The sequence below is a fragment of the Mesorhizobium sp. L2C084A000 genome (assembly GCF_000502875.1).
Taxonomy (GTDB): Bacteria; Pseudomonadota; Alphaproteobacteria; order Rhizobiales; family Rhizobiaceae; genus Mesorhizobium.
The window spans coordinates 556375-581951 of record NZ_AYWX01000001.1; the positions used below are offsets into that span (position 1 = coordinate 556375).

General features: G+C 63.0%; 20 protein-coding genes. 4 read left to right on the forward strand and 16 right to left on the reverse strand.

All coding sequences use genetic code 11. The features are described from left to right. Position 1: 1 nt before the first annotated feature. From X735_RS163000 to X735_RS162990, 3 genes are read left to right on the forward strand one after another with little or no spacing between them, the layout of a single operon-like run. Complete coding sequence (locus tag X735_RS163000) at positions 2 to 907, forward strand: branched-chain amino acid ABC transporter permease (protein WP_031212348.1); 906 nt, start codon at positions 2 to 4, stop codon at positions 905 to 907. A gap of 4 nt (positions 908 to 911) precedes the next feature. Beyond that, positions 912 to 2003: a branched-chain amino acid ABC transporter permease gene (locus X735_RS162995; protein ID WP_023808983.1), complete on the forward strand. Its 1092-nt coding sequence runs from the start codon at positions 912 to 914 to the stop codon at positions 2001 to 2003. A gap of 43 nt (positions 2004 to 2046) precedes the next feature. After that, entirely contained in the window at positions 2047 to 3240 is a 1194-nt protein-coding gene (locus X735_RS162990; protein ID WP_023808984.1) for an ABC transporter substrate-binding protein, read from the forward strand. Positions 3241 to 3397: 157 nt separating this feature from the next. On the opposite strand, the gene X735_RS1000000170205 is transcribed toward X735_RS162990, so the two are convergent. From X735_RS1000000170205 to X735_RS162910, 16 genes are all read right to left on the reverse strand, one after another. Continuing rightward, positions 3398 to 4066, reverse strand: a complete 669-nt coding sequence (locus X735_RS1000000170205) for a nuclear transport factor 2 family protein (protein WP_023808985.1) — start codon at positions 4064 to 4066, stop codon at positions 3398 to 3400. After that, a complete protein-coding gene (locus tag X735_RS162980; protein WP_023808986.1) occupies positions 4063 to 5445 on the reverse strand; it encodes an aspartate aminotransferase family protein in 1383 nt (460 codons plus the stop codon). Before X735_RS162980 ends, X735_RS1000000170205 begins: the two co-directional genes overlap by 4 nt. 94 nt (positions 5446 to 5539) lie before the next feature. Next, complete coding sequence (locus X735_RS162975; RefSeq protein ID WP_023808987.1) at positions 5540 to 6271, reverse strand: LamB/YcsF family protein; 732 nt, start codon at positions 6269 to 6271, stop codon at positions 5540 to 5542. Positions 6272 to 6283: 12 nt separating this feature from the next. Then, positions 6284 to 8632, reverse strand: a complete 2349-nt coding sequence (locus X735_RS162970) for a xanthine dehydrogenase family protein molybdopterin-binding subunit (protein ID WP_023808988.1) — start codon at positions 8630 to 8632, stop codon at positions 6284 to 6286. Beyond that, positions 8625 to 9122 carry a (2Fe-2S)-binding protein gene (locus X735_RS162965; RefSeq protein WP_023808989.1) on the reverse strand — a complete coding sequence of 166 codons (498 nt, stop codon included), beginning with the start codon at positions 9120 to 9122 and terminating at the stop codon, positions 8625 to 8627. The genes X735_RS162970 and X735_RS162965 overlap by 8 nt, the downstream gene beginning before the upstream one ends. Further along, positions 9119 to 9970 (reverse strand): FAD binding domain-containing protein, encoded by an 852-nt coding sequence (locus X735_RS162960; protein WP_023808990.1) that lies wholly within the window; start codon positions 9968 to 9970, stop codon positions 9119 to 9121. Before X735_RS162960 ends, X735_RS162965 begins: the two co-directional genes overlap by 4 nt. 136 nt (positions 9971 to 10106) lie before the next feature. Further along, a complete protein-coding gene (locus X735_RS162955) occupies positions 10107 to 12074 on the reverse strand; it encodes a hydantoinase B/oxoprolinase family protein (RefSeq protein WP_023808991.1) in 1968 nt (655 codons plus the stop codon). A gap of 3 nt (positions 12075 to 12077) precedes the next feature. Then, positions 12078 to 14105, reverse strand: coding sequence for a hydantoinase/oxoprolinase family protein (locus X735_RS162950; RefSeq protein WP_023808992.1), 2028 nt, complete (start codon positions 14103 to 14105; stop codon positions 12078 to 12080). A 104-nt stretch (positions 14106 to 14209) separates the two neighbouring features. Continuing rightward, positions 14210 to 15190 carry a helix-turn-helix domain-containing protein gene (locus tag X735_RS162945; protein WP_023808993.1) on the reverse strand — a complete coding sequence of 327 codons (981 nt, stop codon included), beginning with the start codon at positions 15188 to 15190 and terminating at the stop codon, positions 14210 to 14212. Between the two features lie 562 nt (positions 15191 to 15752). Beyond that, entirely contained in the window at positions 15753 to 17087 is a 1335-nt protein-coding gene (locus tag X735_RS162940) for a sorbosone dehydrogenase family protein (RefSeq protein WP_023808994.1), read from the reverse strand. Positions 17088 to 17124: 37 nt separating this feature from the next. Next, a complete protein-coding gene (locus X735_RS162935) occupies positions 17125 to 18186 on the reverse strand; it encodes a c-type cytochrome (RefSeq protein WP_245273058.1) in 1062 nt (353 codons plus the stop codon). A gap of 20 nt (positions 18187 to 18206) precedes the next feature. After that, on the reverse strand, positions 18207 to 18827 hold the full coding sequence (locus X735_RS162930) for a cytochrome c oxidase assembly protein (protein ID WP_023808996.1): 621 nt from the start codon (positions 18825 to 18827) through the stop codon (positions 18207 to 18209). After that, positions 18824 to 19198 carry a hypothetical protein gene (locus tag X735_RS162925; RefSeq protein ID WP_023808997.1) on the reverse strand — a complete coding sequence of 125 codons (375 nt, stop codon included), beginning with the start codon at positions 19196 to 19198 and terminating at the stop codon, positions 18824 to 18826. The genes X735_RS162930 and X735_RS162925 overlap by 4 nt, the downstream gene beginning before the upstream one ends. A 7-nt stretch (positions 19199 to 19205) precedes the next feature. Next, positions 19206 to 21734, reverse strand: coding sequence for a cytochrome c oxidase subunit I (gene ctaD, locus X735_RS162920; RefSeq protein WP_023808998.1), 2529 nt, complete (start codon positions 21732 to 21734; stop codon positions 19206 to 19208). Beyond that, a complete protein-coding gene (gene coxB, locus X735_RS162915; RefSeq protein ID WP_280940276.1) occupies positions 21731 to 22708 on the reverse strand; it encodes a cytochrome c oxidase subunit II in 978 nt (325 codons plus the stop codon). The genes ctaD and coxB overlap by 4 nt, the downstream gene beginning before the upstream one ends. 290 nt (positions 22709 to 22998) lie before the next feature. Next, on the reverse strand, positions 22999 to 23967 hold the full coding sequence (locus X735_RS162910) for a LysR family transcriptional regulator (RefSeq protein ID WP_023809000.1): 969 nt from the start codon (positions 23965 to 23967) through the stop codon (positions 22999 to 23001). 131 nt (positions 23968 to 24098) lie between these two features. Here X735_RS162910 and X735_RS162905 point away from each other — a divergent pair, with 131 nt between their 5' ends. Then, a complete protein-coding gene (locus X735_RS162905) occupies positions 24099 to 25532 on the forward strand; it encodes an amidase (protein WP_050592623.1) in 1434 nt (477 codons plus the stop codon). Positions 25533 to 25577: the final 45 nt, after the last annotated feature.

A 25577-nucleotide genomic window follows, 5' to 3' on the forward strand; every position in this document is an offset into this window, starting at 1 on the left:
GATGCTTCAGATCCTGTTCGACGCACTCTCGCTTGGCTCGCTGTACGCGCTCGGAGCGCTCGGCATCGCCCTCATCTTCGGCGTCATGCGGCTGGTGAACTTCGCGCATGGCGACGTCATCGCCTTCTGCGTCTTCGCGCTGCTATGGCCGTCTACGGACGCAATGGCCATCGTCTTCGCCGGCCAATTGCCGTGGTACCTTCTGGTTCCCTTCGTCCTCCTCTGCGGGGCCGGGCTGTCGGTGCTGTGCGAAATCGTCGTCTTCAGGCGGTTCCGCCAGGCAAATCCGGCAACCATGATGATCGCCTCCTTCGCGCTCGGTTTCGTAATTCGCTACTTCCTGCTCATGCTGTTCTCCAGTCGGCCGAAATCGATTTCGCTGCTGCCCGAACTGTCCCAGCCGGTGGAGATCCTCGGTGCCCGGCTTCCCCTCCTCCAACTCATAACGATCGTGACTACGATGGTCATCCTGATCGGCCTGACATTGTTCCTGCGTCAAACTCGCTTCGGCCTGGAGATGCGGGCGGCGGCCGAGAACTTCTCGATGGCCCGCATGCTGGGTGTGCGTGCGAACCGGGTCATCATAGGTGCGTTCGCCCTCTCCGGCGCGTTGGCCGCCGCCATTGCGCTGATCTTTGGCGCCCAGACAGGCACGCTGGACATCCAGATGGGCGCCTCGATCATGTTGATGGCCTTCATCGCCACCGTCATTGGCGGCCTCGGCAGCCTCGGGGGAGCCGTGCTCGCCGGCTTCCTGCTGGGTGCCGCCTCGGTGATCATGCAGGTCATGCTGCCCATCGACGCCCGGCCATTCCGCGATGCCTTTGTCTATGGAGCGGTCATCCTCGTCCTCCTCTTCCGCCCGCAAGGGCTTATTGCCGCGCGCGGCACCAAGGAAAGGGTCTGATTTCATGGCTGTCGCCGCCTCCCTAGCCAACTCTACCGCTCCCGGTGCCGCGGCTACCGAGCGAAAGCCCGCACGCTTCGCGCTTGCCCGCCGTACCGTCCTGACTCCGGTCCTGCTTTCGCTGCTGCTGCTGGCCATCGCGCTGATCACGGTGATGACCGGATCGCGGCCCTTCAACCAGACGGTGATCGACGTGTTCGTCCGCGTCATCCTCGTCGTGGGCCTATACATCTTTATCGGAAACTCGGGCGTTCTCAGCTTCGGGCACATCGGCTTCACCTGCCTTGGCGCCTACGCGGCCGCGTGGCTCACCATCAATCCGATGATGAAACGCGGTTCGCTGCCGGGATTGCCCGAATGGCTGCTGGCGACCCGATTGCCGTACTGGCAATCGGCTGTGCTGGCGGCATTGTTCGCCGCCCTCGCCGCTCTCATCTTCGGGCGGGTGCTGATGCGGCTATCGGGCATCGCTGCGTCGATCGCGACCTTCGCGATGCTCGCCATGATCAACACAATTTATTCCAACTGGGAGAGCGTGACCGGAGCGACCTCATCGGTCGTCGGCATTCCGATCGTGCGCGTGATCTGGCCGTATCTCATCGGCGCCGTGGTCGCAATCTTCATCGCCTGGGCGCACGCGATCTCCCGGTCCGGCCTGGCCCTTCGTGCTGCCCGCGACGAGCCCACCGCCGCCGCGGCTTCCGGAGTCGACATTCCCAGGGAAAGACTGGTGGCGTTCGTCGTATCAGGCGCGGTGATGGGGCTGGGCGGTGCGCTGATGGCTCATTCCATCGGCGTGGTCACACCCGATACATTCTATCTCGGTCTCACCTTCATCACCCTTTCCATGCTCGTCGTCGGCGGCATGGGCAGCCTGTCGGGTGGAGTGCTGGGTGTCGTCCTGCTGTCCGCCCTCATCCAGGCGCTGCGTTGGCTGGAGGCAGGCGTATCGCTCGGCGAGTCCACGTTCGCCCTCCCGAAAGGGGTTCAGGAAATAGCCCTCGGCGTCATCATGATCGTGATCCTCGCGCTTCGCCCATCCGGACTCATGGGCAACCGCGAACTCACCTTACCTCGCAGCAGTCGCAACAAGTGACCGGCGGCACAAGCCCGACCGGAAAACAAAAAAGGAGACGTGCATGGCATACAAAATGAGAATTGTCGCAACCGCTCTGGCCTCGATGTCCATCGCATACCCGGCCCTGGCCGATGACAAGACTATCGTCATCGGCTTCGCCACTGCGGAGTCGGGCTTCATGGAAGCCTATGACAAGCCTGCCCAGGAGGCGGCTTTGATCCGCATCGACGAGATCAATGCGGCTGGCGGTCTGCTTGGAAAGCAGATCAAGGTCGTCAAGGCCGACACCAAGTCCGACCGGGCCGAAGGCGCCAAGGCTGGCCTCTCCGTGCTCGACCAGGGTGCGGATCTCGTGGTCGTGTCCTGCGACTACGACTTCGGATCGCCGGCTGCGCTCGCGGCCGAGGACGCAGGCCGTATCTCCTTCTTCCTGTGCGCGGAATCGGTCAAGGCCGGCATCCAGGGTGTCGGCCCGCACAGCTTCTCCGCGTCGGTGCTGGCGGCCGTGCAGGGAGCGACCATGGCCGAGTGGGCATTCAAGGAAAAGGGCGCAAAGGACTTCTACCGTCTGCTCGATACCTGGACGGCCTACAACAAGGGCATCTGCGACGGCTTCGACTGGATGATGCCGAAGCTCGAAGCCCAGGGCGCGAAGCTTGTCGGTGAAGACACCTTCAAGAACGAGGATGCCTCCATCGCCGCGCAGATCACCCGCATCAAGTCTCTGCCGAAGGAGCCGGATGCGATCATGCTTTGCACGATGATGCCGGGCGCCGTCTCGGCCATCAAGCAGCTTCGCGCCGCGGGTATCAATTCCATGATCCTGAATGGATCGGGCGTCGACGGTAGCTATTGGCTCTCGGCTGTGCCCGATCTGACGAACTTCTACGTCCCCGTTCAGGGATCGATCTATGGCGACGATCCCAATCCGGCCGTGCTGAAGTTCAATGCCACCTACAAGCAGAAGACAGGCGCCGATCCCTCGAGCCAGTATGTCTTTCCGGGTTACGTCATGGTCGACGTCTGGGCCAAGGCGGTGGAGCGTGCAGGCACGGCCGATGCCGACGCGGTCGTCGCGGAACTGGAAAAGATGAAGAATGAGCCGACACTGTTCGGGCCTCGTACCTTCACGCCGGAACTGCATCACCAGAACCAGACGCGGTACCTGATCGTCGAGACCAAGGCCGGCAAGCCGGGTGTTGTAGGCAACTGGACGATTTCCGAGCCGGTACCGATGGAAGCCTTGCTCAAGTAGGAGAAGATGGGCCGGGTAAGCCCGGCCCTTCATATGCGGAAGGCCCTGTTCCTTTGGGATGACCGGGCCTTTCGTCTTTTGAGGATATTGCCTTTGAGCAAAAACCGAGGGCGGCCCGTTTGGACCGCCCTTGTCGCCCGATGAATCCAGATTTTCGCTACCCTCGCGCTTTGCGGTAGGAATCCTTGAGCGCTATGAGCTCCCCCGAGAAAGCGAAGATATCGCAGCCGTCGACTTCGATTTGCTGCCCCGCTGCCGTGGTGCCGACGAAGCGCCATGATGAAAGCCCGGTGTCGCCCGTCACGATGTGCCGTCCCCTGATCCACGCGGCTTTCGGGAAGGCATCGAACAGCGCTGCATAGGCGACGCGCACTGCGTCACGCCCCACATGCTTGCGCCCTTCGGCATCGGGGCCGGCCGAGCCGTGGAAAGCGCAATTCTCAACCATGCAGTCCATCAGCGCGCCCACGTCGCGAGCGTTCCAGGCCGCGAGGAACCGGTCGAGCACGGCGAGCCGCCTGGCTGCGAGATCGCCAGCCTCAACGACCTCGACCTCGAGAAAGGCGAGCGGCGCATCGCCGGCATTGATGACATTGTGGGCCACACCCGTCCGCCGCGAGTAGGGCACCCCTTGAGTGAGAGCGGCTTGCGACTGCGCGCCGTCGGGGCCTTCGAGACCGAGCTTGCCGTCCGTAAGCGGCACGATGACGTAGTCATGGCCATGGATGTGCCAGCCGGTCTCGGCCCCGGTGGCAAAGCGCCATTCGGTGACCCGAAAGCGTTCGTCGTCGATATGGACGACCGGTTCGGCTTTCATGCGGGTCATTCAAGCCCCTCCTTGGCAACCGCACCGGTCAGGCGCTCAAGCGTCCGGCCCATGCGCGCCATGATTTCCTTCACATCGTCTTCTGTCGAGATCATCGGCGGACAGAGCGCGAGCTGGTCGCCGATGGCGCGGAAGATGAGGCCTTCCTCGTGGCCGATTCCCGCTGCGATACTCCCTGCGCGCCCAACCTTGCCGAAGGGGCGTTTCGTCGCCTTGTCTGCCACCAGCTCCACGGCGCCGATAAGACCGGTGCCCCGCGCTTCGCCGACAAGCGGGTGATCGGCGAACGAGCGGATGCCGGCCTGGAACGACGTCTCAAGGCGGGCCGCGTTTCCGATCAAGTCCCGCTCCTCGAAGATGGCGAGGTTTTCGAGACCCACCGCCGTCGCGACCGGATGACCCGACGCCGTGAAGCCGTGGCCGAAATTGCCGATCGTTGCGGTGTTGTCGGCGATCGCCTGATAGATCGCATCGGAGAAAATGACGGCGGCAAGCGGCATATAAGACGACGTGATTTGCTTGGAGACCGTCATGATATCAGGCGTGAAGCCGTATTTCTGAGCGCCGAAAGGCGTACCAAGCCGCCCGAAACCACAGATCACCTCGTCTGCTATCAGGATGATATCATTTGCCCGGCAGATTTTCTCCACGCCTTCCCAGTACCCGACCGGCGGCGGCAGAACGCCGCCGGCTGCCATGAGCGGCTCTCCTATAAAGGCTGCAATGGTGTCAGCCCCTTCTTCCGCGATCGCCGCTTCCAGCTCGGCGAGCAGACGCGCCGTGAAGGCGGCTTCGTCTTCGCCTTCCATGCCGAAGCGATAGAAGTGCGGGCAGGTCAAATGGCGAACGGGAATCGCCGGCAGATCGAAGTCGCGATGGTTGACCGGCAGGCCCGTCAGGCTGCCGGAGGCGACGGTGATGCCGTGATAGCCCTTGGTCCGTGCCAGGAATTTCTTCTTTTTTGGCCGGCCCAGCGCGTTGTTCATGAACCACATCATCTTGACGATGGTGTCGTTGGCTTCCGAGCCCGACGACGTGAAGAAGACACGCGTCAGGTTTTCCGGCGTCATCTCCACGAGTTTCTCAGCGAGCCGGATGGATGGCTCATGCGCCTTGGAGGAGAAGGTGTGGTAGTAGGGCAGCTTCAGCATTTGCTGGTAGGCAGCGTCGGCCAACCGCTTTTCCGAAAAGCCGACGCCCACCGACCACAGCCCGGCGAGCCCTTCGATGTATTCCTTGCCGCGTTCGTCATACACACGGATGCCGTCACCGCGGCTGATGATCAGCGGCCCGGTTTCCTCGTGCTGACGCAGGTTTGTGTAGGGGTGCATGGAGGTGGCGATGTCGGCGGCGGCGAGAGAGTTGGAAAGCGCATCCATGGAAGTCCTCAGCGGCTTGGGGAAATGGTTCGGGCGGTGAGTGCAAGATAGTCCTCGATCCCATGCGTGTAGCTTTCACGATTCGGGAAATGAATCATGGCAGGCTGTTGGAATGGGTGTCGATGATCCGCCGCATCAGCGCGGCGACGTCGCGCGCATTCGGAGGATCGGAGTGGATGCAGACGGTGTCGAAGTCGACCGGGCGGATCGTACCGTCTGTCGTGACGAGTTCGCGTCGGGTAAGCGCCCCCACCATGCGGTGCTCGGCAAGCGTCAGGTCGATGGCCGACTGGACGCGCGGAATGATCAGGCTGCCGCCGGGAGCGTAGGCAAGATCGGGAAAGAACTCGCCCACGAAGGCGACGCCGAGTTCGGCTGCCGCCGTCTCGTGACAGGTTCCCGCCAGGCCGAAGAGAGGGACGCCGAACGGCTTGACCGCCGCGGCAATCGCCCGGGCAGTGTCCACGTCGTGCGCGGCCATGCCGTAGATGATGCCATGCGGCTTGACATGGCTGAGCTGCCCGCCCTCGGCGGCCAGCATTCCTGTCAGCGCACCGATTTGGTAGAGGAAGGCGGCTGTCAGTTCCTCGGGCTGAAGTTTCATCTCGCGCCGGCCGAACCCCTCGCGATCGGGAAGGGACGGATGCGCGCCAACCTGCTTTCCGTGCGAAAGCGCGAGCCGCACGGTCTTCAGCATCGTCCATGGATCGGAGGCGTGGAAGCCGCATGCGATGTTGGCGCAATCGATGTGGGGCATGATGCCGGCATCGTCGCCGAAACGCCAGTTGCCGTAACTTTCCCCCATGTCGCAGTTCAGGGTGACCATGGTTTGCTTGCCTCAGCCCAGAGTGTTCGACGCCCAGCCGTGGGCGATGTGGGGGAATTCCGGCGGCGGTTCGCGCTCGTGCAGCAGTCGAAGCACGCGCGGCGGCGTCAGTGGCAGCTGCCGCACCGGCTTGCCGATAGCGCGTGCCACAGCGCAGCCGATCGCCGCGCCCACGGCCAGGATCGGGACCTCGCCCGCGCCCTTGGTGCCTAGAGGCCCCATCGACGGAGCGCCCTCGTAGAGGTCGGCGGCGACCGGAACCACGTCCTGCGCCAGCGGCAGGCGATAGGTCTCGAAATCGTCCTGCGCGATACGTCCGTCAGCGGTGATCGTCACCTCCTCATGCAGGGCGTAGCCGAGACCCTGCACGACACCACCCTGTATCTGGCCCATGACCGCGCGCGGGTTGAGTGCGCGGCCGACATCCTGCACCACGCGATAGGCCAGCACCTCGACATGACCGGTGTCCGGATCAACCGCCACCTCGGCCTCGTGGACAACGAAGACGGGGATGTCGAGCGCATCGATGAAGTGCCCCATCGCGCAGCCGGACATTGCCGGAGTGTTCCTGGCGGTAAAGGCTCCGCTTCCGGTGACCGGGCCGGTGGTTGCCTGCGCATGGGCGACGACAGCGGGGATCGATATGCCGGAGCCGGGACGTCCCGCGATCTCGACACGACCATCCCGCAGCACCAAGTCTTCCGGTCGGGTCTGGAGCATCTCGCCGGCGGTCCGCAGCAGCTTTTCCCGCACTTCCGCGCAGGCAGCCACACTTGCCGCGCCGATGGACACGGTGGTTCGTCCGCCGCCAACGCCGACATCGAGACCGGCGGCATCGGTGTCGGCTTCGCGCACGATCACCTGGTCGGGAGCGAGGCCGAGTTGCCCGGCCACGATTTGCGGCAGGGATTGCACCATCGTGCCAGATCCGATCTCCACACCCGACGTGACCAGTGTTGCACTGCCGTCGGCGTTCAAATTCACCGTCGCCGCCGAAGGCCCGACGAAAACGAACCATGTGCCGACCGTGGTTGCAATACCATAGAGCCTGCCGTCGGCCTCGGCCTCTGATGTACCGGTACTGGCGCGCAGTGTCTCCATGCGATCGAGCATCGGACCCAGCACGTCGGCCTCGAAAACCTGGCCCGTGGCACCGAGATCACCATCTCCCAGGACATTTTTCTTCCGGAACTCCATCGGGTCGAAGCCTAGCGCATCACAGATTTCGTCGGTGTGTCGCTCCAAAGCGAATGTGTTGTAGACGCCGTTGCAAGCCCGGAAAGCACCGTTGGGTGGTGTGTTGGTGTATACGGCGCGGCTGACGAGCCGCGTTGCGCCAACCCTGTAATTGCCGCCCAGCGTGTGCGCCGTCATCGTCGTCAGAAAAACCTGTTCGCCTCCATACGCACCGCAGTCCATCAGCACGACCGCCTCGCGCCCGGCGATGTATCCTTCGGCAGTGACAGCGGACCGGATGCGGATTTCCGCATTCTCGCGGCAGAGGCAGGTTGCCATCTCTTCCTGCCGGGTATTTTCCAGGACCACCGTGCGCCCGGTCATCCGCGCCAGAACTGCAGTGATAGGCTCGATGGATGCATCGAATTTCAGGCCGAACCCGCCGCCGACAGGGGGTACAGTGACCCGCACACGCCCGGGCGGAAGCTGCATGACCCTTCCGGTGACGTTGCGCACGGTCCAAGGCACCTGCGTCGAGGTCTGTATGTGAGCACGGCCGTCCTCCCAGGAGCCGATGGCAACGCGCGGTTCGAAGGGCACATGGCTCTGCCGGCCGACGGTAAAGCTGCTCTCGATAATGCGTATGTCGGGACGGGCGAAGGCCGCATCGACGTCACCGCGGCTGGATTTTGCCTCCCATGCGATGTTGCCGGCACGTGCACCGCCCTCGGTGATCACCTCGTAGCCGCGCCAGCCCTCATGGACGAGACGGGCGCCGGGCTGGAGCGCGTCGGCCATGGTGAGCACCGGTGCCAGCGGCTCGACCTCGAGCATGATGGCGGCAAGTGCCGCCCGCGCCTGCTTCTCCGTCTCGGCGGCGACGACGGCGATTGGTTCACCGTGATAGCGGATCGTGTCGATGGCCAGGAGCGGATGGTCGGCAATGCCGATGCCGTAGAGCCCTGGCGCGTCGGCGCCGGTCGCCACCGCGCGCACACCAGGACAGCGAAGTGCCGCCGAAACGTCGAGCTTGCGGATACGCCCCGCGGGAACGGTCGACCGCAGCAGCACGGCATGCAGCATGTCGGGGCGAATCCGGTCGTTGGTGTATTTTGTCCGCCCGCGCAGCTTGTCCTGCGCATCGCGGCGGGGAAGATTCATCACCGTGGCGGACAGCTCAGACATGTATGCCTCCCACCAACTGGCCAGCCTTCCGCGCTTGGTCAAGGCAGTCGGCCACGGCGTCGACGATCCGCTCATATCCCGTGCAGCGGCAGATGTTGCCGGCCATCGCGGCCTTGATTTCGGGACGGCTCGCATGCGGATTGTCACGCACGAACGCCGAAAGGCTCATGACCATTCCTGGAAAACACATGCCGCATTGCACGGCATCGACCGCCTCGAAATTGGCCTGGAGCGGGTGCAGCGCCTGGCTTCCGAAACTCAATCCCTCGATGGTCGTCACCGCGCATCCCTGGACCAGTCCAACCGGCTTCAGGCAGGACGGCACCGCTTCGTCATCGACATGCACCGTGCACGCGCCGCAAAAGCCTTCGCGGCACACGGCTTTGGTCCCCGTCAGGAATCGTTCCTGCCGCAAGATGTCGACGAGCGGCGTCATCGGATCGCCATCAAAGCGGCAGTCCTCGCCATTCAGCTGGAATGTCACGGTCATGCCAGGCCCCCAGTCTTGAGAAGTGCGGCAACACCGCGTTTGACCAGCGGCGGAAGAACCTGGCGCCGGTACCAACCCTCCGCCTCCTTACCGCCGCGGCCCTGAAAATCATTGTGCTCCAGTGCAAGCTCGGCGGTGCGTTCCGGATCGAGCGCATAGGCCGGGCCTGCCCTCATGGCCTGTTCGAGCGCCGTCCAGCGCCGCGCTACCGGCTCCACCGAGCCGACGGCGATGCGACATCGTTTGTCTTTGTCTACCGCAAGCGAGACGATGGCGACCGGATAGTCGCCGGCTTTCCGAAGCGGCAGGCGGATATGAGCACTTGCGACAAGGTCGCGGCGCAGATGAATTCTCGTCACAATCGCTTCGGCCAGCAGCGCATGCCTGTCTTTGAGGAAATCTGAAATACCGAGAAGTTTTGGGCCTTCGAACGTCTCCAGTTCCACCGCCGCCTCACAGACGAGAAGCGCAGGGGCGAGATCGGCGGCGGCAAAGTCGAGGGCACAAAGGTTGCCGCCCACGGTGGCGACCTTTCGGATGCCGGGATTGGCCGCATTCTCCGCCGCGGCAACCAGACCTTCGAAGCCCACTGCCCCGTGCAACGCGCGGCCAAGGACTGCATGGGTAACGGCTGCGCCGATCACGACATGGTCCGGTTCGATTTCGACCTTGGACAAGGCGGGTATTCGGTGGAGTGCGACCACCGCCTCGGGAAGGTCGACCCCGCGCCGTGGATCACGCATCATCCAGGTGCCGCCGGCAAGCACCGCCGCGCCTTGCCGGCGTGCGGCCATTGCCTCTTCAAGTGTGCTGGCTGCGGTGAACGATCGTTCCACGCTTGGTGCCATCTGTCATACCCCTCGGAAGCAGCCAGCTTTCGCGGCGCTGCAGCATTGTTGCTCCAGCTTTAGGCTCCTGTGAAATAGTAATTCTTTGAGTAGCGTATCGAAAAAACAGATAACTCTGCGGCGTGCTCTTTGGCGCTCAGGCCCAGTGAGCGACCGTGCGTTTCTCAAAGCTCTCACGGAACTGGGCGGTGGTTTTGGGGAGGAGTTCGCCAGTCTCCCAGTCGAGGATCACGGCATAGTGCCGAACCGCATCGAGCGTATCGATCTCGCCGGAGCGATATTTGCGCGCGACCTCCTCAGGATCCATGCGTGCCCAGTCCTTCCGTTTCGCCCGGATGTCGGCACGGCAGGCTTCGGTTGCCGTCCCGTCGATTTCGTACTGGCACAGGTCGCGGTCGATTTCGCGGATCACCACGCCGTAGTCAGTCTTGGCGCGCTCCAGAGACACGTAGTCGTCGATCACGTCCTCCATCACCTTGCGGGGCTCGCGCTGCAGTGGATCGCCGAAACCGCCGCCGCCGGCCGTCGGACGAGCGAACTGGTCGCCTGTGTGGACGGAGTAATCGGAGAATACGGAGCCGAGCCAGATCTCGGTCTCTTCTCCGGCGCGCTTCATGGTCAAGCCGTGGGGCATCGACGGCAGGCCTCCTTCGACACCCCAGACGACAGCGCGCTCGCGGTCGCAAATATAGGACATGACGGCATTTTCAGCCTCAAGCAGCAAGGAGGTCTTCTGCACGCCGACGCCGCCCCGCCATTTGCCAGGCCCGGCTGAATCCTGCTTGATCTGGAACTCGACCGTCCGAGTCGGATTCACCCGTTCGTTGCCTTCGTTCGGTTGCGACATCAACCCGGTTCCGAAGCAGGCGGTGGTGACATCGGCACCATCCTTGCCGTTGCGCCCGCCCCAACCGCCCGGCAGCCATTCGTAGAACATGAAGATCGGCTTTTCGGGTTTGCGCGCGTCCCGTCCCCCGGCCAGCAGATATTCGAGGTTGAAGGCGCAGGCGATAGCGCGTTCGGGCATGATCTTCGACCACATCTCGAAGATCGCGTTCATGATCTTTTCGAACGGCATCAGGAACCCGGTCACCGCCACCGGCCATTCCGCACTGACGATGCTGTTCTTTGGCGCAGTCACCTCGATCATCCGGTAAAATCCGCTGTTGAGCGGGAGGTCCGGAAAGAAGGTTTTCATGCCGGCGACCACGGCCGAGAAGGTCGCGCCCGGGGCGGAATTGTACATCGAGGCAATGGTCGAATGGCTTCCCGTAAAGTCGTAGTGGATCGTGTCGCCCTTGATCGTCATCTTGATGCGGATCGGGATCATGCCTTCGCCGGCACCGAGATCCCGGTCGATGTAGTCGACCGTCTCCCAAGTGCCGTCGGGCAGCTCCGCGAGACGCTTTCGCACGGCACGTTCGACGTAGTCCTGAACCTCCTCCATCCCGCGCATGACCTGGCCGCGTCCGTACTTCTTGACCAGCCGCAACAGTTCGCGCTCGGCGGCCTGCGTCGCCTGCGCCTGGGAATGGATGTCGCCAATGATCGACGCGGGATCGCGCGTGTTGGCCGCGATCATGTTGGCGACGTCGGAGCAGAAGCGGCCGCGCTGGAAAAGGCGCAACGGCGTGATCCGTAGGCCTTCGCGAAACATGTCGCGGGCGGTGACGTCGAAGGAACCCGGCACCGAGCCGCCGAGATCCGACCAGTGTCCGTTCGACTGGGAGAAGCCGATCAGTTTGTCTTCATCGAAGATCGGTCGGACGAGCCGAACATCGCTGAAATGCGTACCGCCGGCATAGGGATCGTTGATTGCGTAGACGTCACCGGGTGCCATATCGCCTTCGAAGACCCGGATCACCTCCTTGCATGTGTTGTGCAGTGTGCCGACATGGACCGCGATGTCGTAGTTGCCCTGGGCAACGGAGTTGCCATCGGCGTCGTGCAGGGCGTTCGAAAAGTCTCGGTTGTAGATGACGAAGGAATAGCAGGTGCGAAGCATCTGTTCGGCCATCTGGTCGACGGTGGTGATGAAGGAGTTTTTCAGCACCTCGAACGTTACCGGATCGAGGCCAGGGCTCGTTTCAATCAGCTTTGTCATGTCTCAGCCTTTCGTCACGATGAGAATGTTCAGGAAGTCGTCGACGGTGGCGCTCATTCCCGGCGGAACCACGGTGGTGGAATCGAACTGTTCGACGATGGCGGGTCCCGCAAAGGCAGCGCCGGCGCTGAGTTGGTCGCGTTCATAGACAGCCGCATCATGAGATACGCCGTCGAACCAGACGCCGCGGCGGCCGACCGGCTGTGGCTTGTGCGGCAAGACTTCATGCCGCGGCATCTCGGCTTTCGGTACGATGCCGATCGCCTTGACCGCGATGCGGAAGATCGACACCGGCGCCTCTTCGCGGCGGTAGTTGAACTCGCGTTCGTGCTCGTTGTGGAATGCCTCTATCAGCGAGCAGATGCTCTCGATCCGCGCCGGGGCTGACACCGCGAGCGAGCGCCACTGGCCCTGGTACATCATCTCGACCGTACGCTGCAGCGCCATGTCTTCGCGCGCCACGCCCTCATGGGTCAGGCGCTCAACCGCCTGTTCTTCCATCAGAACAAAGGCCGTCTGCATCTCGGCGGGCGAGACCGTCGAAGCATCGGCCATGAAGCTTTCGGAGAAATCATGCTGCACGTCGACGAGAAGGCAACCGAGCGCGGAGGTGACGCCAGGATTGGGCGGCACGATCACGGTTGGAATCGAAAGCTCCTTCGCCACGGCCGCTCCGTGCAAAGCGCCTGCACCGCCGAATGCGACGAGCGCAAAGTCTCGTGGGTCATAGCCCCGGCTGATGGAGAGAAGCCGGACGGCATTGCCCATATTGGCGTTGGCGACGGCGATGATCGCCTCAGCCGCCTGGTGGAGTTCCATGCCGAAGGGTTCCGCCACCGTCTCCTGAACCGCCTGGGCGGCCAGAGCGGGGTCGAGCGTGATCTTGCCGCCCGCAAGGCTGGTGCCGAGACGACCGAGCACGACATTGGCATCAGTGTTGGTGGCGGTGCGGTTGCCATTCTTGTAACAGGCCGGGCCCGGAAAGGCGCCGGCGGACTGCGGTCCGTTGCGCAAGCTGCCGCCCTCGTCCTGCCATGCCAACGAACCGCCGCCCGCGCCGATGGTCAGCACCTCGATGGAGGGGAAGCGGATCGGATATCCGAATTCGATGTACCAGTCTTTTGTGATGCGCGACTCCCCGTTCCATGCGAGCGAGACGTCGGTGCTGGTGCCGCCCATGTCGAAGCCGATCGAGTTCTGGAAGCCACAGAGATTTCCGATGAAGCGGCTTGCGATCGCACCGGCGGCGATGCCCGATCCTGCGAGCCGGGCTGAGAAATCCCTGACGCTTGCGGGTGTCATGACCCCGCCACCGCTGTGCAGCAACAGGAGATCTCGCTTGTATCCGGCCGCGGCAAGCTTTTCTCCGAGACGCGACACGTAGTCGACGACGACCGGGGCGCAGACGGCGTTGGCCATGGTGGTGGAAAAACGCTCGTGCTCGAAGATTTCCGGCATCACCTCCGAGGAGATCGAAACCGGCAGATCCGGCATGGCCTCCTTCAGAATCTCACGCATGCGGCGCTCATTGGCGCCGTTGACATAGGAGTTCATGAAGCAGACGGCGATGGACTTGACCTGCCGTTTCACGAGAATTTCCGCGACGCGGTGAGCGGCCTCTTCGTCCAGTGCTTCCAGGATCGTGCCCTCGGCACTGACCCGTTCCCGGACCGTCAGCCGGTCGCGGCGCGGGATATAGGGCTTGGCGACATCCTTGTAGGTGTCCCAGAGGTCTTCCTTGTTGGCGCGGCGGATCTCGACAACATCACGGAAACCCTCGGTGCAGACCATTGCGGTGCGTGGCAGGCGGCGGGTGATCAGCGCATTGGTGGCGACCGTCGTACCATGAGAGAACAGCGTCACCTCCGAAAGATCGATGCGGCCCTGCTCCACGCCATTCATGATCGCCTGCATGGGATCGTCAGGCGTGGAGGCGGTCTTCTCGATGCGGATCGCGCCGCTATCTTCGTCCATGATGCAAATGTCGGTGAAAGTCCCTCCGACATCGACGGCAACTCTTATTCTGCTCATGACAGTTCCTTCGCGGGATATTTGCGGGCAAGGCCCGGCTTTCGCCGCCCTTGCCGGGGCGGCGTCGCAATAGATTATGGGAATTGGCCCGGATTTCGCCGGGTCTAGTGCCGCTCTCTTGAGGTCGAAGCGCGGCCTGCCCGGTTCGCTGCTTCGCGACGGGTATCAGTCGGTGCGCAACCGAACCGCGTCCGGTAGTGCTTGCAGAATTGAGACTGGTCGGCAAAGCCCCAGCGGTAAGCAATCTCGGCAACGCTGCTGATGTTGGTCACCGACATCAGTTCCTCGGAGCAAAGTTCAAGCCGGGCGTCGCGGATGAAGCCGTTGATCGACTGGTTGCTGTCCTGAAAAAGAACCTGCAGGTAACGCAGGGAAATCCCGCAGGCATCGGCCACCGCCTGCGGGCCGAGGCCGGAATTCTTCAGATTGTCGCGAATATACTGCTCGGCACGATGCAAATGGCCGGCCCGGATCGACGAGATGCTGCTGTCCAGCACGCGATCGTCGCTCACGATCGACAGGCACAGCATTTCCAGGATGTGCCTGCCCATCATCTCACGAGCGACTTCAGTGATCTCATCGACATGGCCGATCGTGGTTCGCACCGTGTCAAGGAAGAGCGCGGCGACGCCTTGGGTTGCGTCGAAACTGAGCGCACTGAGCCGTTCGGCAGACCCGATCCGCGCCCGAACGCTCGACGACGGCACCTTCAGGACCCACAGCGCGTTTGGCTTACCGTGCCAGAATTCGTAAGGCGCATCTCCCCTCTCAACGAGGAAGCCCCCCGGACCGCAATTGACGGTCCTCGACCCTTGCGAGAAATTCACCTCCGACATCTCCGGGATGGTGATGAGCAGGCTGGCGTCACGTTCGTTGAGGAAGTGGCGGCGATGGCGGCGATAGCTTACGGCATCGCAGCGCATTTTAGACACGCTGACGAGCCCAAGCGAGAAGGTTTCCAGCGTGCCTGAAAATTCACGACGGTTCCGATACTCGGTGTCGAGCGGAAAATAGGCTTCGGTAACAGCGGCTTGCCAGGCATCACCGCCTGTGGGACCGCCGATCGTATCGACGACGTATTTCATTCCCCGACCTTTCTGATTGGCCCCGGTTAGCCCGGTGTTTTTCTGAAGATTACAGGAATCCGCCGACGCGTATTGGTCAAAAACGAATAAACTTATGTGGCCGTTTGGCCCAAGGGCCGGAGCTCTCGACGGTTTCAATTATCGTCACGGTCCTGGTGTGCAGTTGATCAAACCAGCCTTGGGCGCGCAAACCGCAGCTAACTTGGAGCCATGCATTCTTTTCGCACCCTCATTCAGGATAAGTTGGCCAGCGCCGGAATCGCCGCCATGTTCTGTGCCAGGCCGACAGTCACCGCCGCCTCGGCCATCACCCCGAGGATCTCGAGCGNTGGCTTCGGGCAGGGCTTGCGCTGCTTTGTGGTGTTATCACCCCGAGGATCTCGAGCGCGATGTGGGCCAGCGGACGCGTCTGGTGGCGCCGCCAACCAGACCGAGCGCCATCGGCATCTCGATCGTCCCCCGAGAAACCCTGTTTCGCCAAAAATGGTGACGATCCGCTCGGCTCCTCGGTCGTTTTGGCCCATGAGCCCAACCCTTCCACGCGCCGAAGCAACGCGCCGGCCTAGTCGGCCGCCGGGATAACCCGCCAAATCTTGTTGCCCACATCATCCGCGATCAGCAATGCGCCAGTTCGGTCGATGGCGACGCCAACCGGACGGCCGAATGCCTTGTCATCGTTGCTCAGAAATCCGGTGAGCACGTCCTGTGGCGGCCCCGACGGCTTGCCGTCGGCAAACGGCACGAAGATCACCTTGTAGCCGCTTCGCGGCATGCGATTCCATGAACCATGCTGGCCGACAAAGGCGCCATTCTTCATGTGCGGGCCGAACAGGTCGGCGGTGTTGAAGGTGAGCCCAAGCGACCCGGTGTGCGCCCCGAGTGCGTAGTCGGGCACGATCGCCTTGCCGACGAGGTCCGGACGCGGTGGCTGCGCCCTGACATCGATGTGTTGGCCGAAATAGCTGTGGGGCCAGCCGTAGAAGGCGCCATCCCTGACCGATGTCATGTAGTCGGGAACGAGGTCGCTGCCGATCTCGTCCCGCTCGTTGACGACCGCCCAGAGTTCCCCGCTTTCAGGGTTCCAGGAGAGGCCGTTCGGGTTGCGCAGACCCGACGCAAAGAGCCGCGTCTGCCGCGTCGCGAGGTCGATTTCGTGCACGGCGGCGCGGCCTTCTTCCTCCTCCATGCCGTTTTCGCCGACATTGGAGTTGGAGCCCACGGTGGCATAGAGCTTCATTCCGTCCGGACTGGCAATGACGTCCTTGGTCCAATGGTGATTGCGGCCGGCCGGAAGGTCGACGATCTTCTCGGACGGAGCAGTGATCTCGGTGGTGCCGTCGCGATAGGGGAAAGCGACGACCGCGTCGGCATTGGCGACATAGAGCTTGCCGTCGAGCAGCGTCATGCCGAAGGGCGAGAAGAGGCTGCTGAGGAGGGCTGTCCTGGTCTCAGCCACGCCATCGCCGTTCTCGTCGCGTAACAGCGAGATACGGTTGGCGCTCCGCACCTCGGCGCCAGCCCGGCTCTGGAACAGGTTCATGAACCAGCCACGTATGGAAAAACCTTCGTCAGGTTTTGGCGGCGCGTTGCTTTCGGCGACCAGCACGTCGCCATTGGGCAGCACGTGCAGCCAGCGCGGATGGTCGAGGCCGCCAGCGAATTCGTTGACGGCGAAGCCTTGGGCGGCGACCGGCATCTTGCCTTGGGGCCAAGGGGTCGCCTCGGCAACATGGACCGTGGGTATCCAGGTCGGATTGGGTTCGGCGAGCGTCGGGTTTGGACCGTAGGTCTGCTCGATCGGAACGGTGGCCTGTTCGCGCGAGAAGAAGAACAAGCTCGCCCCCGCGATTACGACGAAGGCGACAATGACGAGTAAAACGCCGAGAATTTTTCGCATCAGATATTCCCGAGATTGGGACAGTGACGTAACGCCATCAGGGCGTTCCGGTTGCGGCGGCACGCGACATTTGCGCGAAATAGGCGGCCAGTGCGGCAATATCTTCGTCCGAGAGGTTTTTAGCAGCGTTGCGCATCAGATGGGCGAAGCGCGTGCCGCCGCGCTTTTCCTCGCGGAAAAGCTCGAGCTGGGTCGCAATGTATTTGGCGGGCTGTCCGGACAGTTCCGGATAGATGGGGTTGCGGTCCGGACGACCGTGGCAACCCAGGCATGCCGGAACGTCGCGCTCCGGAATGCCGCGTCGCGCGATCTCATCGGCACGCGCGATCCGGGCACGGTCCGGTTGCGTTGACGTTGCAGGCGCAGGCAGCGCGGAAAAATGCCGCGCGAGATCGGCGAGGAGTGCAGGGTCGACAGCGGTGACAGAAATTCCCATGACACCGCTCTGGCGGTGGCCGGCAGCGTAGGCTCTCAAACTTTCAAAAAGATAGGTTTCGCGCTGAGAGGCCAAGACGGGCGTTGCGGGGCTCCGGCCGAGCCCATCCGTGCCGTGGCAGCGGGTACAGTCGGCGAGTGCGCGTTCGAGGCCTCGTGTTTGGCCAGTCGGCGGTTCGCTACTGCCATAAGCAAGGTCGCGCCACCGCGCCTGGTCCATCATCGGCAGTTCGCGCAGGAAGGCAACCATCGCCCAGACTTCATCGTCGCGCTGCTGCGTCGGCCAGGCCGGCATGCCGGTGAAGCGCACGCCGTGCTGGACGATGCGGAAGAGTTCGGCGTCCGTCCATTCGCCGACCTTACCGACAAGGTCCGGCGGCTGCGGCAGCATCGCAAGGACGGCGGGCGATCGCGGTTCGCCGGGCGCGCCGTGGCAGATGGCGCAGCCGCGGGCGAAATGGCCGGCAGCCGGCTGAATAGCGTAGCGCGGCAGCTCGTCCGGCACCTTGACCGTGAGTGCGTATGTCCGTACGGCCGAGCGCATGGCGAAGTGGAGGAACCACTCGGTCACCTTCCAGTGGCCGGTCGAGGCGCCAACGTTGAAGAAGCCGATCCAGGTCGCGAAAAGCACGGCGACCGGCAAAATCACCAGGCCTATCGCCAAGTGTTTCCAGTTGACGTGCATCAGCCGGCCAGCCTCTCGGTTTTGCCGCCTAGGAGCCTGGCAAGCAGGAAGACGCCTCCAGCGAGGTAAGCGGCAGCGCCGATCATCAACATGATGATGCCGCCGAGCGCCTGGTCCTGTCCCGCCCCGAGCACGAGGCCGAAGCACGTCACATCGCCGAGGCCATAGAGCGGTCGCGAGGCGAGCGAGAGCAGCGCGCCAAGCAACGTCATGTGGATGGAGGTCAGGAGCAACGCGAAGGCGCCGGCAGCGTCCCTAGCCGGCGCATCGGAATTGCGCGGCGCCACGCACGTCAGCCACAGGAACAGCCCGGCGCCAAGGAAGGACACCTGCTCGATCATGGTGGCAATGGTCGATGTCTCGGCCCACTGGCGCGCAGCCGGCGCATGCCAGCCCCAGACGACAATCAGTTCGACGAGAGAGGCGATAAGGGGAGCGGCGGTGGCCACGGAGCGTATCGTCCTGGCAATACCGATCGCGATCAGCGGCGCCGCGATCGCGACGACGCCCATGTGGGCAAGCATGTGGGCCGCGAACGAGCCACGCCATGCATCGAGCAGCGGTCCCGCCCAGACCAGCGCGAGGGTGACGAAGCCCAGCAACAGGCTTGTCGTCCTCATGAGGAGCATCCGTCGATGAAGAGCAGCGGCAACGCCACGTAGAGCACGGCGACGAAGCTCAGGCCGCAAAGCAGTAGCGTGGCAAACCCCTGGAAGAGGTTGCGGTCCGTCGCTGAGGGATCGTCGTGCGGCGGGTCGTTCGTGCCGAAGCCCCACTGCCTCCAGGCGAGCCACCCGGACAAGACGATCATCGCGAGTGCCGCCAGCGTCATAGCCACTATGCCAGCCTGGACGACAGCGAAACCGAGGTCACCGCGCTTTGCACACCAGATTGCGGCCAGTGCGTAACAGGCGAGGAAATGTCCGGCCCAGATCACGGGCGCGGTGAAGAGCGTCCAGAGCGTTTCGACCTCTTTGGGAATGATGCGCATCACCGTCTCACATCGCTTCAGGGAAAAGGCCGATGACGGCGAAGGTGATGACAGCGGTGATCGCCATAAAATGCCAGTAGAGCGCGACGTTGTGCAGTTCCATGTCGTGCTCCCGCGTCAGGCGACCGGCGAGGCTGCGCGCAAGGCAATAGAGCTGCATGACGGATCCGACCGCGGCATGAGCAAGCGCCCAGATGACGAGAATCCAGACGATCGCCGGATAGACATGCGCTGTCGGCTGCATGTCATGCTGCCAGGGCCCGGCAAAACCGGCTGCAGAGGCAGCAAGCGTCAGCAGAAACGCGGCAACAAGCGCAACGCGTGCGCCGTCGATCCACCCGCTTGCGTTCAGTCGGCGCGCACCAAGCATCGCGACCCATGCGGCGACGAAGAGAGACAGCGCGATCATCGGCCACCGCATACCGGGACCCGGCTGCCCCAGAGTGAAGTCGGGATGGATGGTCCAGTAGAAGAAATGGCCGAAGATGAGGCTGGCGAACGCAGTTCCGTCGCCAACCATCGTAATGAACATCGCCCACCAGCCAACAGAATCCGGACCGGAGGCATAGAGCGGCAAGCGCAGTCCAAGGCCGACATCCTTGGTCTTCTTTTCCGGGGTTTCGCCGGTGCCGGTCCAGAGCCACCACAAAATGGCAGAGAGCGTGCCGATGCCCGACAATAGGGCGAGGATCCAGAGTTCGAAGGTGAGCGCGACGAAAACGCCGCCGAGCAATGCGGCCGAGATTATTGTGATCGTGGTTGATGTCGCCACGCGCTGGCACTGCAGCGGATGGGCGTCGAGCACCGAGGTGATGAGCGTCTCGCGGCGATTCTCCTTGGCACTGCGAAGATAATAGGCGCCCTCATTGACCTTTTGCATCAGATCCGCCTGGTCCCAAAGCGGATACCGGCTCTCGATGATCGGAATGGATCGAACGCCCCAGTTCTCCTCGGGCTCGTTCAGCCATTCGAGCGTGCCCGCCTTCCACGGATTCTGCTCGCTGCGGGGTTCGCGATGCTTCGGCCGTACAACATCGAAGACAACCACCAGCACCCCTGCCGCGAAAACATAGGCGCCGATCGTGGAGATGAGATTCAGCCAGTCCCAACCGATCCCCTCGGGGTAGGTGAAGACGCGGCGCGGCATCCCGCGCAGGCCGCTGAGATGCATCGGAAAGAAGGCGACGTTGAAGCCGGCAAACATCAGCCAGAAGGCGGTGCGCCCGAGACGGGGCGAGAGTATCCGCGCATTGATCAGCGGGTAATAATAGTAAACGCCGGCGACCAGCGGGAACAGCATTCCACCGATCAGCACGTAATGCAGATGTGCGACGATAAAATAGGTATCGTGCGCCTGCCAGTCGAACGGCACGAGCGCGACCATCACGCCGGTCAGCCCGCCGATGACGAAGATAGCGAGCCCGCCGGCGCCGAACAGCATCGGCACCGAGAAGATGACACGTCCGGCCAGCATGGTGGCGATGAAGACGAAGATCTGCACGCCGGTTGGAATCGCGACCGCTTCCGAGGCGGCCGAGAAGAATGCCAGCGAGATCTGCGGCAGGCCGGTCGCGAACATGTGGTGGACCCAGAGGCCGAACGATAGGAAGCCGGTGCCGACAGCGGCAAGCACGATCCAGGAATAGCCGACGATCGGACGTTGCGAAAAGGTTGGCACGATCATCGCCATCAGCGCGATGGCGGGCAAGAAGATGATGTAGACCTCGGGGTGCCCGAAGATCCAGAACAGGTGCTGCCACAGCAGTGGGTCGCCGCCCCGCGTCGGGTCGAAGAACGGCCAGTCGAACATGCGCTGCATCTCAAACAAGATGTCGCCGGCGATCAGCGGCGGAAAAGCGAATAGGATCATGCCCGCGACGATCAGCAGGTACCAGGCGAACAGTGGCATTAGGTTGATGCGCATGCCCGGCGCGCGGCACTTCATGATGCCGACGATCAGTTCGACCGCCGCAGCAATGGAGGCGACTTCGATAAAGGAGAGGCCCAGCAGCCAGATGTCGGCACCAATGCCGGAATATGCCTTGTCAGTGGCAAGAGGCGGATACATGAACCAGCCTGAAGAGGGAGCGGCGTCGAAGAAGATCGAACCGCAAACGAAGACACCGCCGATCAGAAAGCTCCAGAAGCCGAAGGCGCCGAGACGGGGAAATGGCAGTTCACGCGCACCGAGCATTGGCGGCAGCAGAAAGATGGCGACGGCCTCGAAGATGGGCACGGCAAACAGGAACATCATCACGGTGCCGTGCAGCGTGAAGGCCTGGTTATAGAAGTCGGCAGAGAGGAAATTGTTTCTCGGAACCGCGAGCTGCGTGCGCACAAGAAGCGCCAGCACGCCGCCAAACAGCATGAAGGCAAAGGCCGCACCCCCGTACCAGAGGCCAACCTGCGTATTGTTGACCGAAGTCCAGTAACGCCAGCCGATCGGCGTCTTCCAGACGAGGCGCAGCTGTTCTTCCTCGATCTTCTCTGCGGAGGGCAAGGCGTTTCGCTTGATGCGGGCTTTGAGGGTTGTCATTCGAGTCCCTTCAGCCAGGAGGCGATTTCGGCGATGTCCTGTTGGGGCAACATGTTGAAGTCGGGCATCTTCGAACCCGGCTTGATCAAATGCGGATGGGCGATGAAGCTACGAACGGCCTCATCGTCGGTGGGCAAAACGCCGGCACCAATCGTTCCCCGCGAACCCATATGCGAGAGATCCGGGCCGACACCACCCTCAGCTTGTGTGCCCGCAACGCGGTGGCACGCGCCGCAGCCGTTGCGAAGGAATATGTCGCGTCCGGGCAAGGATGCGCCGGGCGAAGGGTTCGCCCGCACAGCCAGCCATTCCCCGAAGGCAGCGGGCTGCATGGCGACGGCCGTGAAGGTCATCAGCGCGTGCGAGGTCCCGCAATATTCCGCGCAAGGGCCGCGGTAGGTGCCAGGTTTGGTAGCCAGCAACGAGAGCCGATTCACGCGACCCGGGATCATGTCCATCTTGCCACCGAGCGCGGGAATCCAGAAGGAATGGATGACGTCGGTGCTTTTCAGCAAGAACTCGACGCGCTCGCCAACCGGCAGCCTGATCTCGTTGGCGGAAAGAATAGGAACTCCGCCGTCAGCCGGGTGGTAGGCGACCCGCCACCAGAATTGCTCACCGGTCACTTCGATCCTGAGACCATTGGCTTCGCCGGCTCGTGCGAAAGGTCTCAGTCCAGGCATCAACCAAAGCGCATAGCCTAGCAAGAGAAAGAGGAGTAGCGAAGGAATGGCTGCCCCGCCCCAGAAAATCAGCCGGCTTGCAATACGCTCGTCTATGGGAGTGCGCTCATGACGCGTCGCGTGGACCAGAAGACCGATGACCGTCAGCCAGATAAAACCGCCAGCAATGGCCATGGGCCAGAAAAGGTCAGCGATCTGGCGCGCTTCCTCTCCGGCCGGATCAAGCGCCGACTGGGCTCCCGAGCAGCTGGAACAGGTTCCCAAGCATAACCACAGCGCGAGCCAGCGCACCGCAGCGAGTTTCGTAATTCGGGCGCTTTTGCTTGGAACTGTTGACGAATCTATCCCTCCAATCGATGCCCTTGCTCACAAACGCGCCCGCAACCGAGTGGTTGCGCCAAAACTTCAGTTTAGCGGCAACGGCCAGTGCTCATGCAATCTATGCGCCGGCTTCGTCATTTGTCGCGCCGGTAGGCTTCGCCGAGCCGGCCGTCGATCTCGAACATCTCGATCCGGAACCCGCGCCTCCGGCGCGGTTGCAACGCCAGTCCTGTAAATGTCCGCAACGCCAAGGGGGCGGCTCAGCCATCCTCCCTGGCGACCAGTAGAAAAGGTTCGCGCTCCGGCGTCGTCACCGAAAAGCCCGAAGGGCCCACCGCGCTGAAAAAGCGATGGAACATGTCGATGAAGACACGCACGAAGAGTGGCTTTGCCGAACCGTACATGTCGGCGACGATCAGCGTCGGTGGCGGCAGTTCATCGAGGATTGGTCTTCGAACGATCTCCTCGCCATCGGCGGTGGCGCGGCCGATCGGCCGCATGTTGAGGACGGCCATGCCGAAGCCGGAGGCGACGGCCGAGCGCACCGTTTCGTAAGAGCGCGTGCGAAAGCGCACCTCCGGCCGTTTCGCCAGCACGTCGAACAGGGTCAGGAGATAGGTCGCCGTGTGCGGCAGGTCGAGCAGCACCAGCGGACGTGCCGCCAGTTCCGCCAGCCAGATGCCGTCGCGCGCGGCAAGGGGATCGTCTGCATTGAGCACGGCATGCGCCGGTACCTTGCAGATGCGGGTGACGCTGTCGATACCGATTGGACCGATATCGTAGAGAATGGCCAGATCGATCTGGCCGGCGACAAGCCGTTCCTGCAACTGGACCTGGTCGGCCTCGACAAGGTCGATCTCGACATCGCCGACGCTGTCGAGATAGCTGCGCAGCATCTCCGGCATGAACAGCGCGCCGAACGGCTCGAAGCAGCCGATGCGCAGGACCTTCGGCACGCGCCCGTTGAGGTCTCCGATCGACCGGTTGAACTCCGTTTCCGCCGCCAGCATGATGCGGGCGGCGGCGACGAAGCGTTGGCCGGCCGGCGTGATGGAGACGCCGCGCGCCGGCCGCCTGTCGAAAATGCGCGCCCCCATCCCGGCCTCGGCCAGAGTGATCGCCCCGAGGATGGAGGATTGCGAGATGTAGAGCGATCTGGAGGCCGCCAGCACGCTGCCAAGGCGGGCGACTTCGCAGACATAGCGCAACTGCCGAATGGTCAGATTCATGGCTCTTTGTTACATTAAATAGCGAATGTTCCCCACAACAATACATTTTATGGTGATGAAAAAACCCGCCAGATTGCCCGGGCTGACAAGGCTGCCGCAAGAGCGGCCATGAAGTGAGGGGTTCGAACTGCATGCCGAATGGGCTGTCTCCCATTGCCGACGCCGATGTTCTGTGCCGCCTGGCTGCTGCGGAGCTTAGCGCCGCCTACCGCGCTGGATCGCTGTCGCCCGTCGAGGTAACGCTGGCGGCGCTGGATCGCGCCGAAGCGATCAATCCGCTTTTCAACGCTTTCACCATGATCGACCGCAAGGGTGCGATCGAGGCCGCAGGTGCTTCCGAGAAACGCTGGCGGGCAGGCGAGCCGCTGTCGGAAGCCGACGGCATACCGACGACGCTGAAGGACATCGTCTGGGTCGAGGGCTGGAGCGTGCGTTACGGCAGCAGGACGACGACTTCCGCCGCCTATGACAAGGATGCCCCCGCCGTTGCCCTGCTGCGCAGAGCCGGCGCCGTCTTCATCGGACAGACGACGACGCCCGAATTCGGCTGGAAGGCGATTACCGACAGCGGCCTCTGCGGCATCACGCGCAATCCCTGGAATGCGCAAAAGACCCCCGGCGGTTCCTCCGGCGGAGCGGCGGTGGCCGCCGCCACCGGCGCCGGCGTCTTCCATCTCGGTACCGATGGCGGGGGCTCGATCCGCATTCCGGCCTCGTTCACCGGCATCGCCGGATTGAAGCCGACCTTCGGCCGCGTGCCCGCCTATCCGTCCAGCGCGTTCGGAACCGTCGCCCATATCGGACCGATGGCGCGGACAGCACTCGATCTTTCCGTCATGGCCGGCGCCATGTCCGGCCGCGATATCAGCGACTGGCAGCAAGGCGTGGGAACGCTGGCGCCGCTTGGTCGGATCGAAGAAGTTTTGCGGGGCGCCCGGATCGGCTACTGGTCGAAGCCGCCTTCAGGAGCGCTGGATCCCGGGATCGCCGCCGTCGTCTCCCACGCCTTGGCGTGTTTCGACGCCTTCGGCGCGACGGTCGAGCCGATTGACCTTCCCGGTGGCGATCTCCTCGATCTGTTCCAGCATCACTGGTTCACCGGCGCCGCGGCGCGGCTGGCGCTGGTTCCGCCGAGCGAACGGGCGGGCATCGATCCGGGCTTCCTGGAGATCGCGCAGGCTGGGGCGGCGTTCGACGTCCATACGCTCGTCGCCGCACAGTTGGAGCGCGCCGAATTCGGCGCCGCCATGGACCGGCTGCTAGACGACTATGATTTCATCGTTTCGCCGGGGACATCGATTCCAGCCTTCGACGTTGGCCTTGAAGTGCCTCTGGGCAGCGGCCTCTCGCGATGGATCGAATGGGCGGCGTTCAGCTACCCGATCAATCTCAGCCAGCAACCGGCCTGCGTCATCCCTTGCGGCATGACCGAGGCGGGCCTGCCCGTCGGCTTCCAGATCATCGGCGCGCGCGGCGACGATGCCCGCGTGCTTTCGGCGGCAGCCGACCTGGAAGCCGCTTTCGTGCCCATGACCCACGCGTTTCGCCAGAAAGATCTGGTGTGAAAGATTTCGCATGAAGAAAAGACTCTAACCAACGCCAAAAGGGGA

What these genes read in the sequence shown, in the direction of transcription:
- X735_RS163000 (WP_031212348.1), top strand. Translation starts at nt 2, where the DNA reads ATGCTTCAGATCCTGTTCGACGCACTCTCGCTTGGCTCGCTGTACGCG.
- X735_RS162995 (WP_023808983.1), top strand. Translation starts at nt 912, where the DNA reads ATGGCTGTCGCCGCCTCCCTAGCCAACTCTACCGCTCCCGGTGCCGCG.
- X735_RS162990 (WP_023808984.1), top strand. Translation starts at nt 2,047, where the DNA reads ATGGCATACAAAATGAGAATTGTCGCAACCGCTCTGGCCTCGATGTCC.
- X735_RS1000000170205 (WP_023808985.1), bottom strand. Translation starts at nt 4,066, where the DNA reads ATGACCCGCATGAAAGCCGAACCGGTCGTCCATATCGACGACGAACGC.
- X735_RS162980 (WP_023808986.1), bottom strand. Translation starts at nt 5,445, where the DNA reads ATGGATGCGCTTTCCAACTCTCTCGCCGCCGCCGACATCGCCACCTCC.
- X735_RS162975 (WP_023808987.1), bottom strand. Translation starts at nt 6,271, where the DNA reads ATGGTCACCCTGAACTGCGACATGGGGGAAAGTTACGGCAACTGGCGT.
- X735_RS162970 (WP_023808988.1), bottom strand. Translation starts at nt 8,632, where the DNA reads ATGTCTGAGCTGTCCGCCACGGTGATGAATCTTCCCCGCCGCGATGCG.
- X735_RS162965 (WP_023808989.1), bottom strand. Translation starts at nt 9,122, where the DNA reads ATGACCGTGACATTCCAGCTGAATGGCGAGGACTGCCGCTTTGATGGC.
- X735_RS162960 (WP_023808990.1), bottom strand. Translation starts at nt 9,970, where the DNA reads ATGGCACCAAGCGTGGAACGATCGTTCACCGCAGCCAGCACACTTGAA.
- X735_RS162955 (WP_023808991.1), bottom strand. Translation starts at nt 12,074, where the DNA reads ATGACAAAGCTGATTGAAACGAGCCCTGGCCTCGATCCGGTAACGTTC.
- X735_RS162950 (WP_023808992.1), bottom strand. Translation starts at nt 14,105, where the DNA reads ATGAGCAGAATAAGAGTTGCCGTCGATGTCGGAGGGACTTTCACCGAC.
- X735_RS162945 (WP_023808993.1), bottom strand. Translation starts at nt 15,190, where the DNA reads ATGAAATACGTCGTCGATACGATCGGCGGTCCCACAGGCGGTGATGCC.
- X735_RS162940 (WP_023808994.1), bottom strand. Translation starts at nt 17,087, where the DNA reads ATGCGAAAAATTCTCGGCGTTTTACTCGTCATTGTCGCCTTCGTCGTA.
- X735_RS162930 (WP_023808996.1), bottom strand. Translation starts at nt 18,827, where the DNA reads ATGAGGACGACAAGCCTGTTGCTGGGCTTCGTCACCCTCGCGCTGGTC.
- X735_RS162925 (WP_023808997.1), bottom strand. Translation starts at nt 19,198, where the DNA reads ATGCGCATCATTCCCAAAGAGGTCGAAACGCTCTGGACGCTCTTCACC.
- ctaD (WP_023808998.1), bottom strand. Translation starts at nt 21,734, where the DNA reads ATGACAACCCTCAAAGCCCGCATCAAGCGAAACGCCTTGCCCTCCGCA.
- X735_RS162910 (WP_023809000.1), bottom strand. Translation starts at nt 23,967, where the DNA reads ATGAATCTGACCATTCGGCAGTTGCGCTATGTCTGCGAAGTCGCCCGC.
- X735_RS162905 (WP_050592623.1), top strand. Translation starts at nt 24,099, where the DNA reads ATGCCGAATGGGCTGTCTCCCATTGCCGACGCCGATGTTCTGTGCCGC.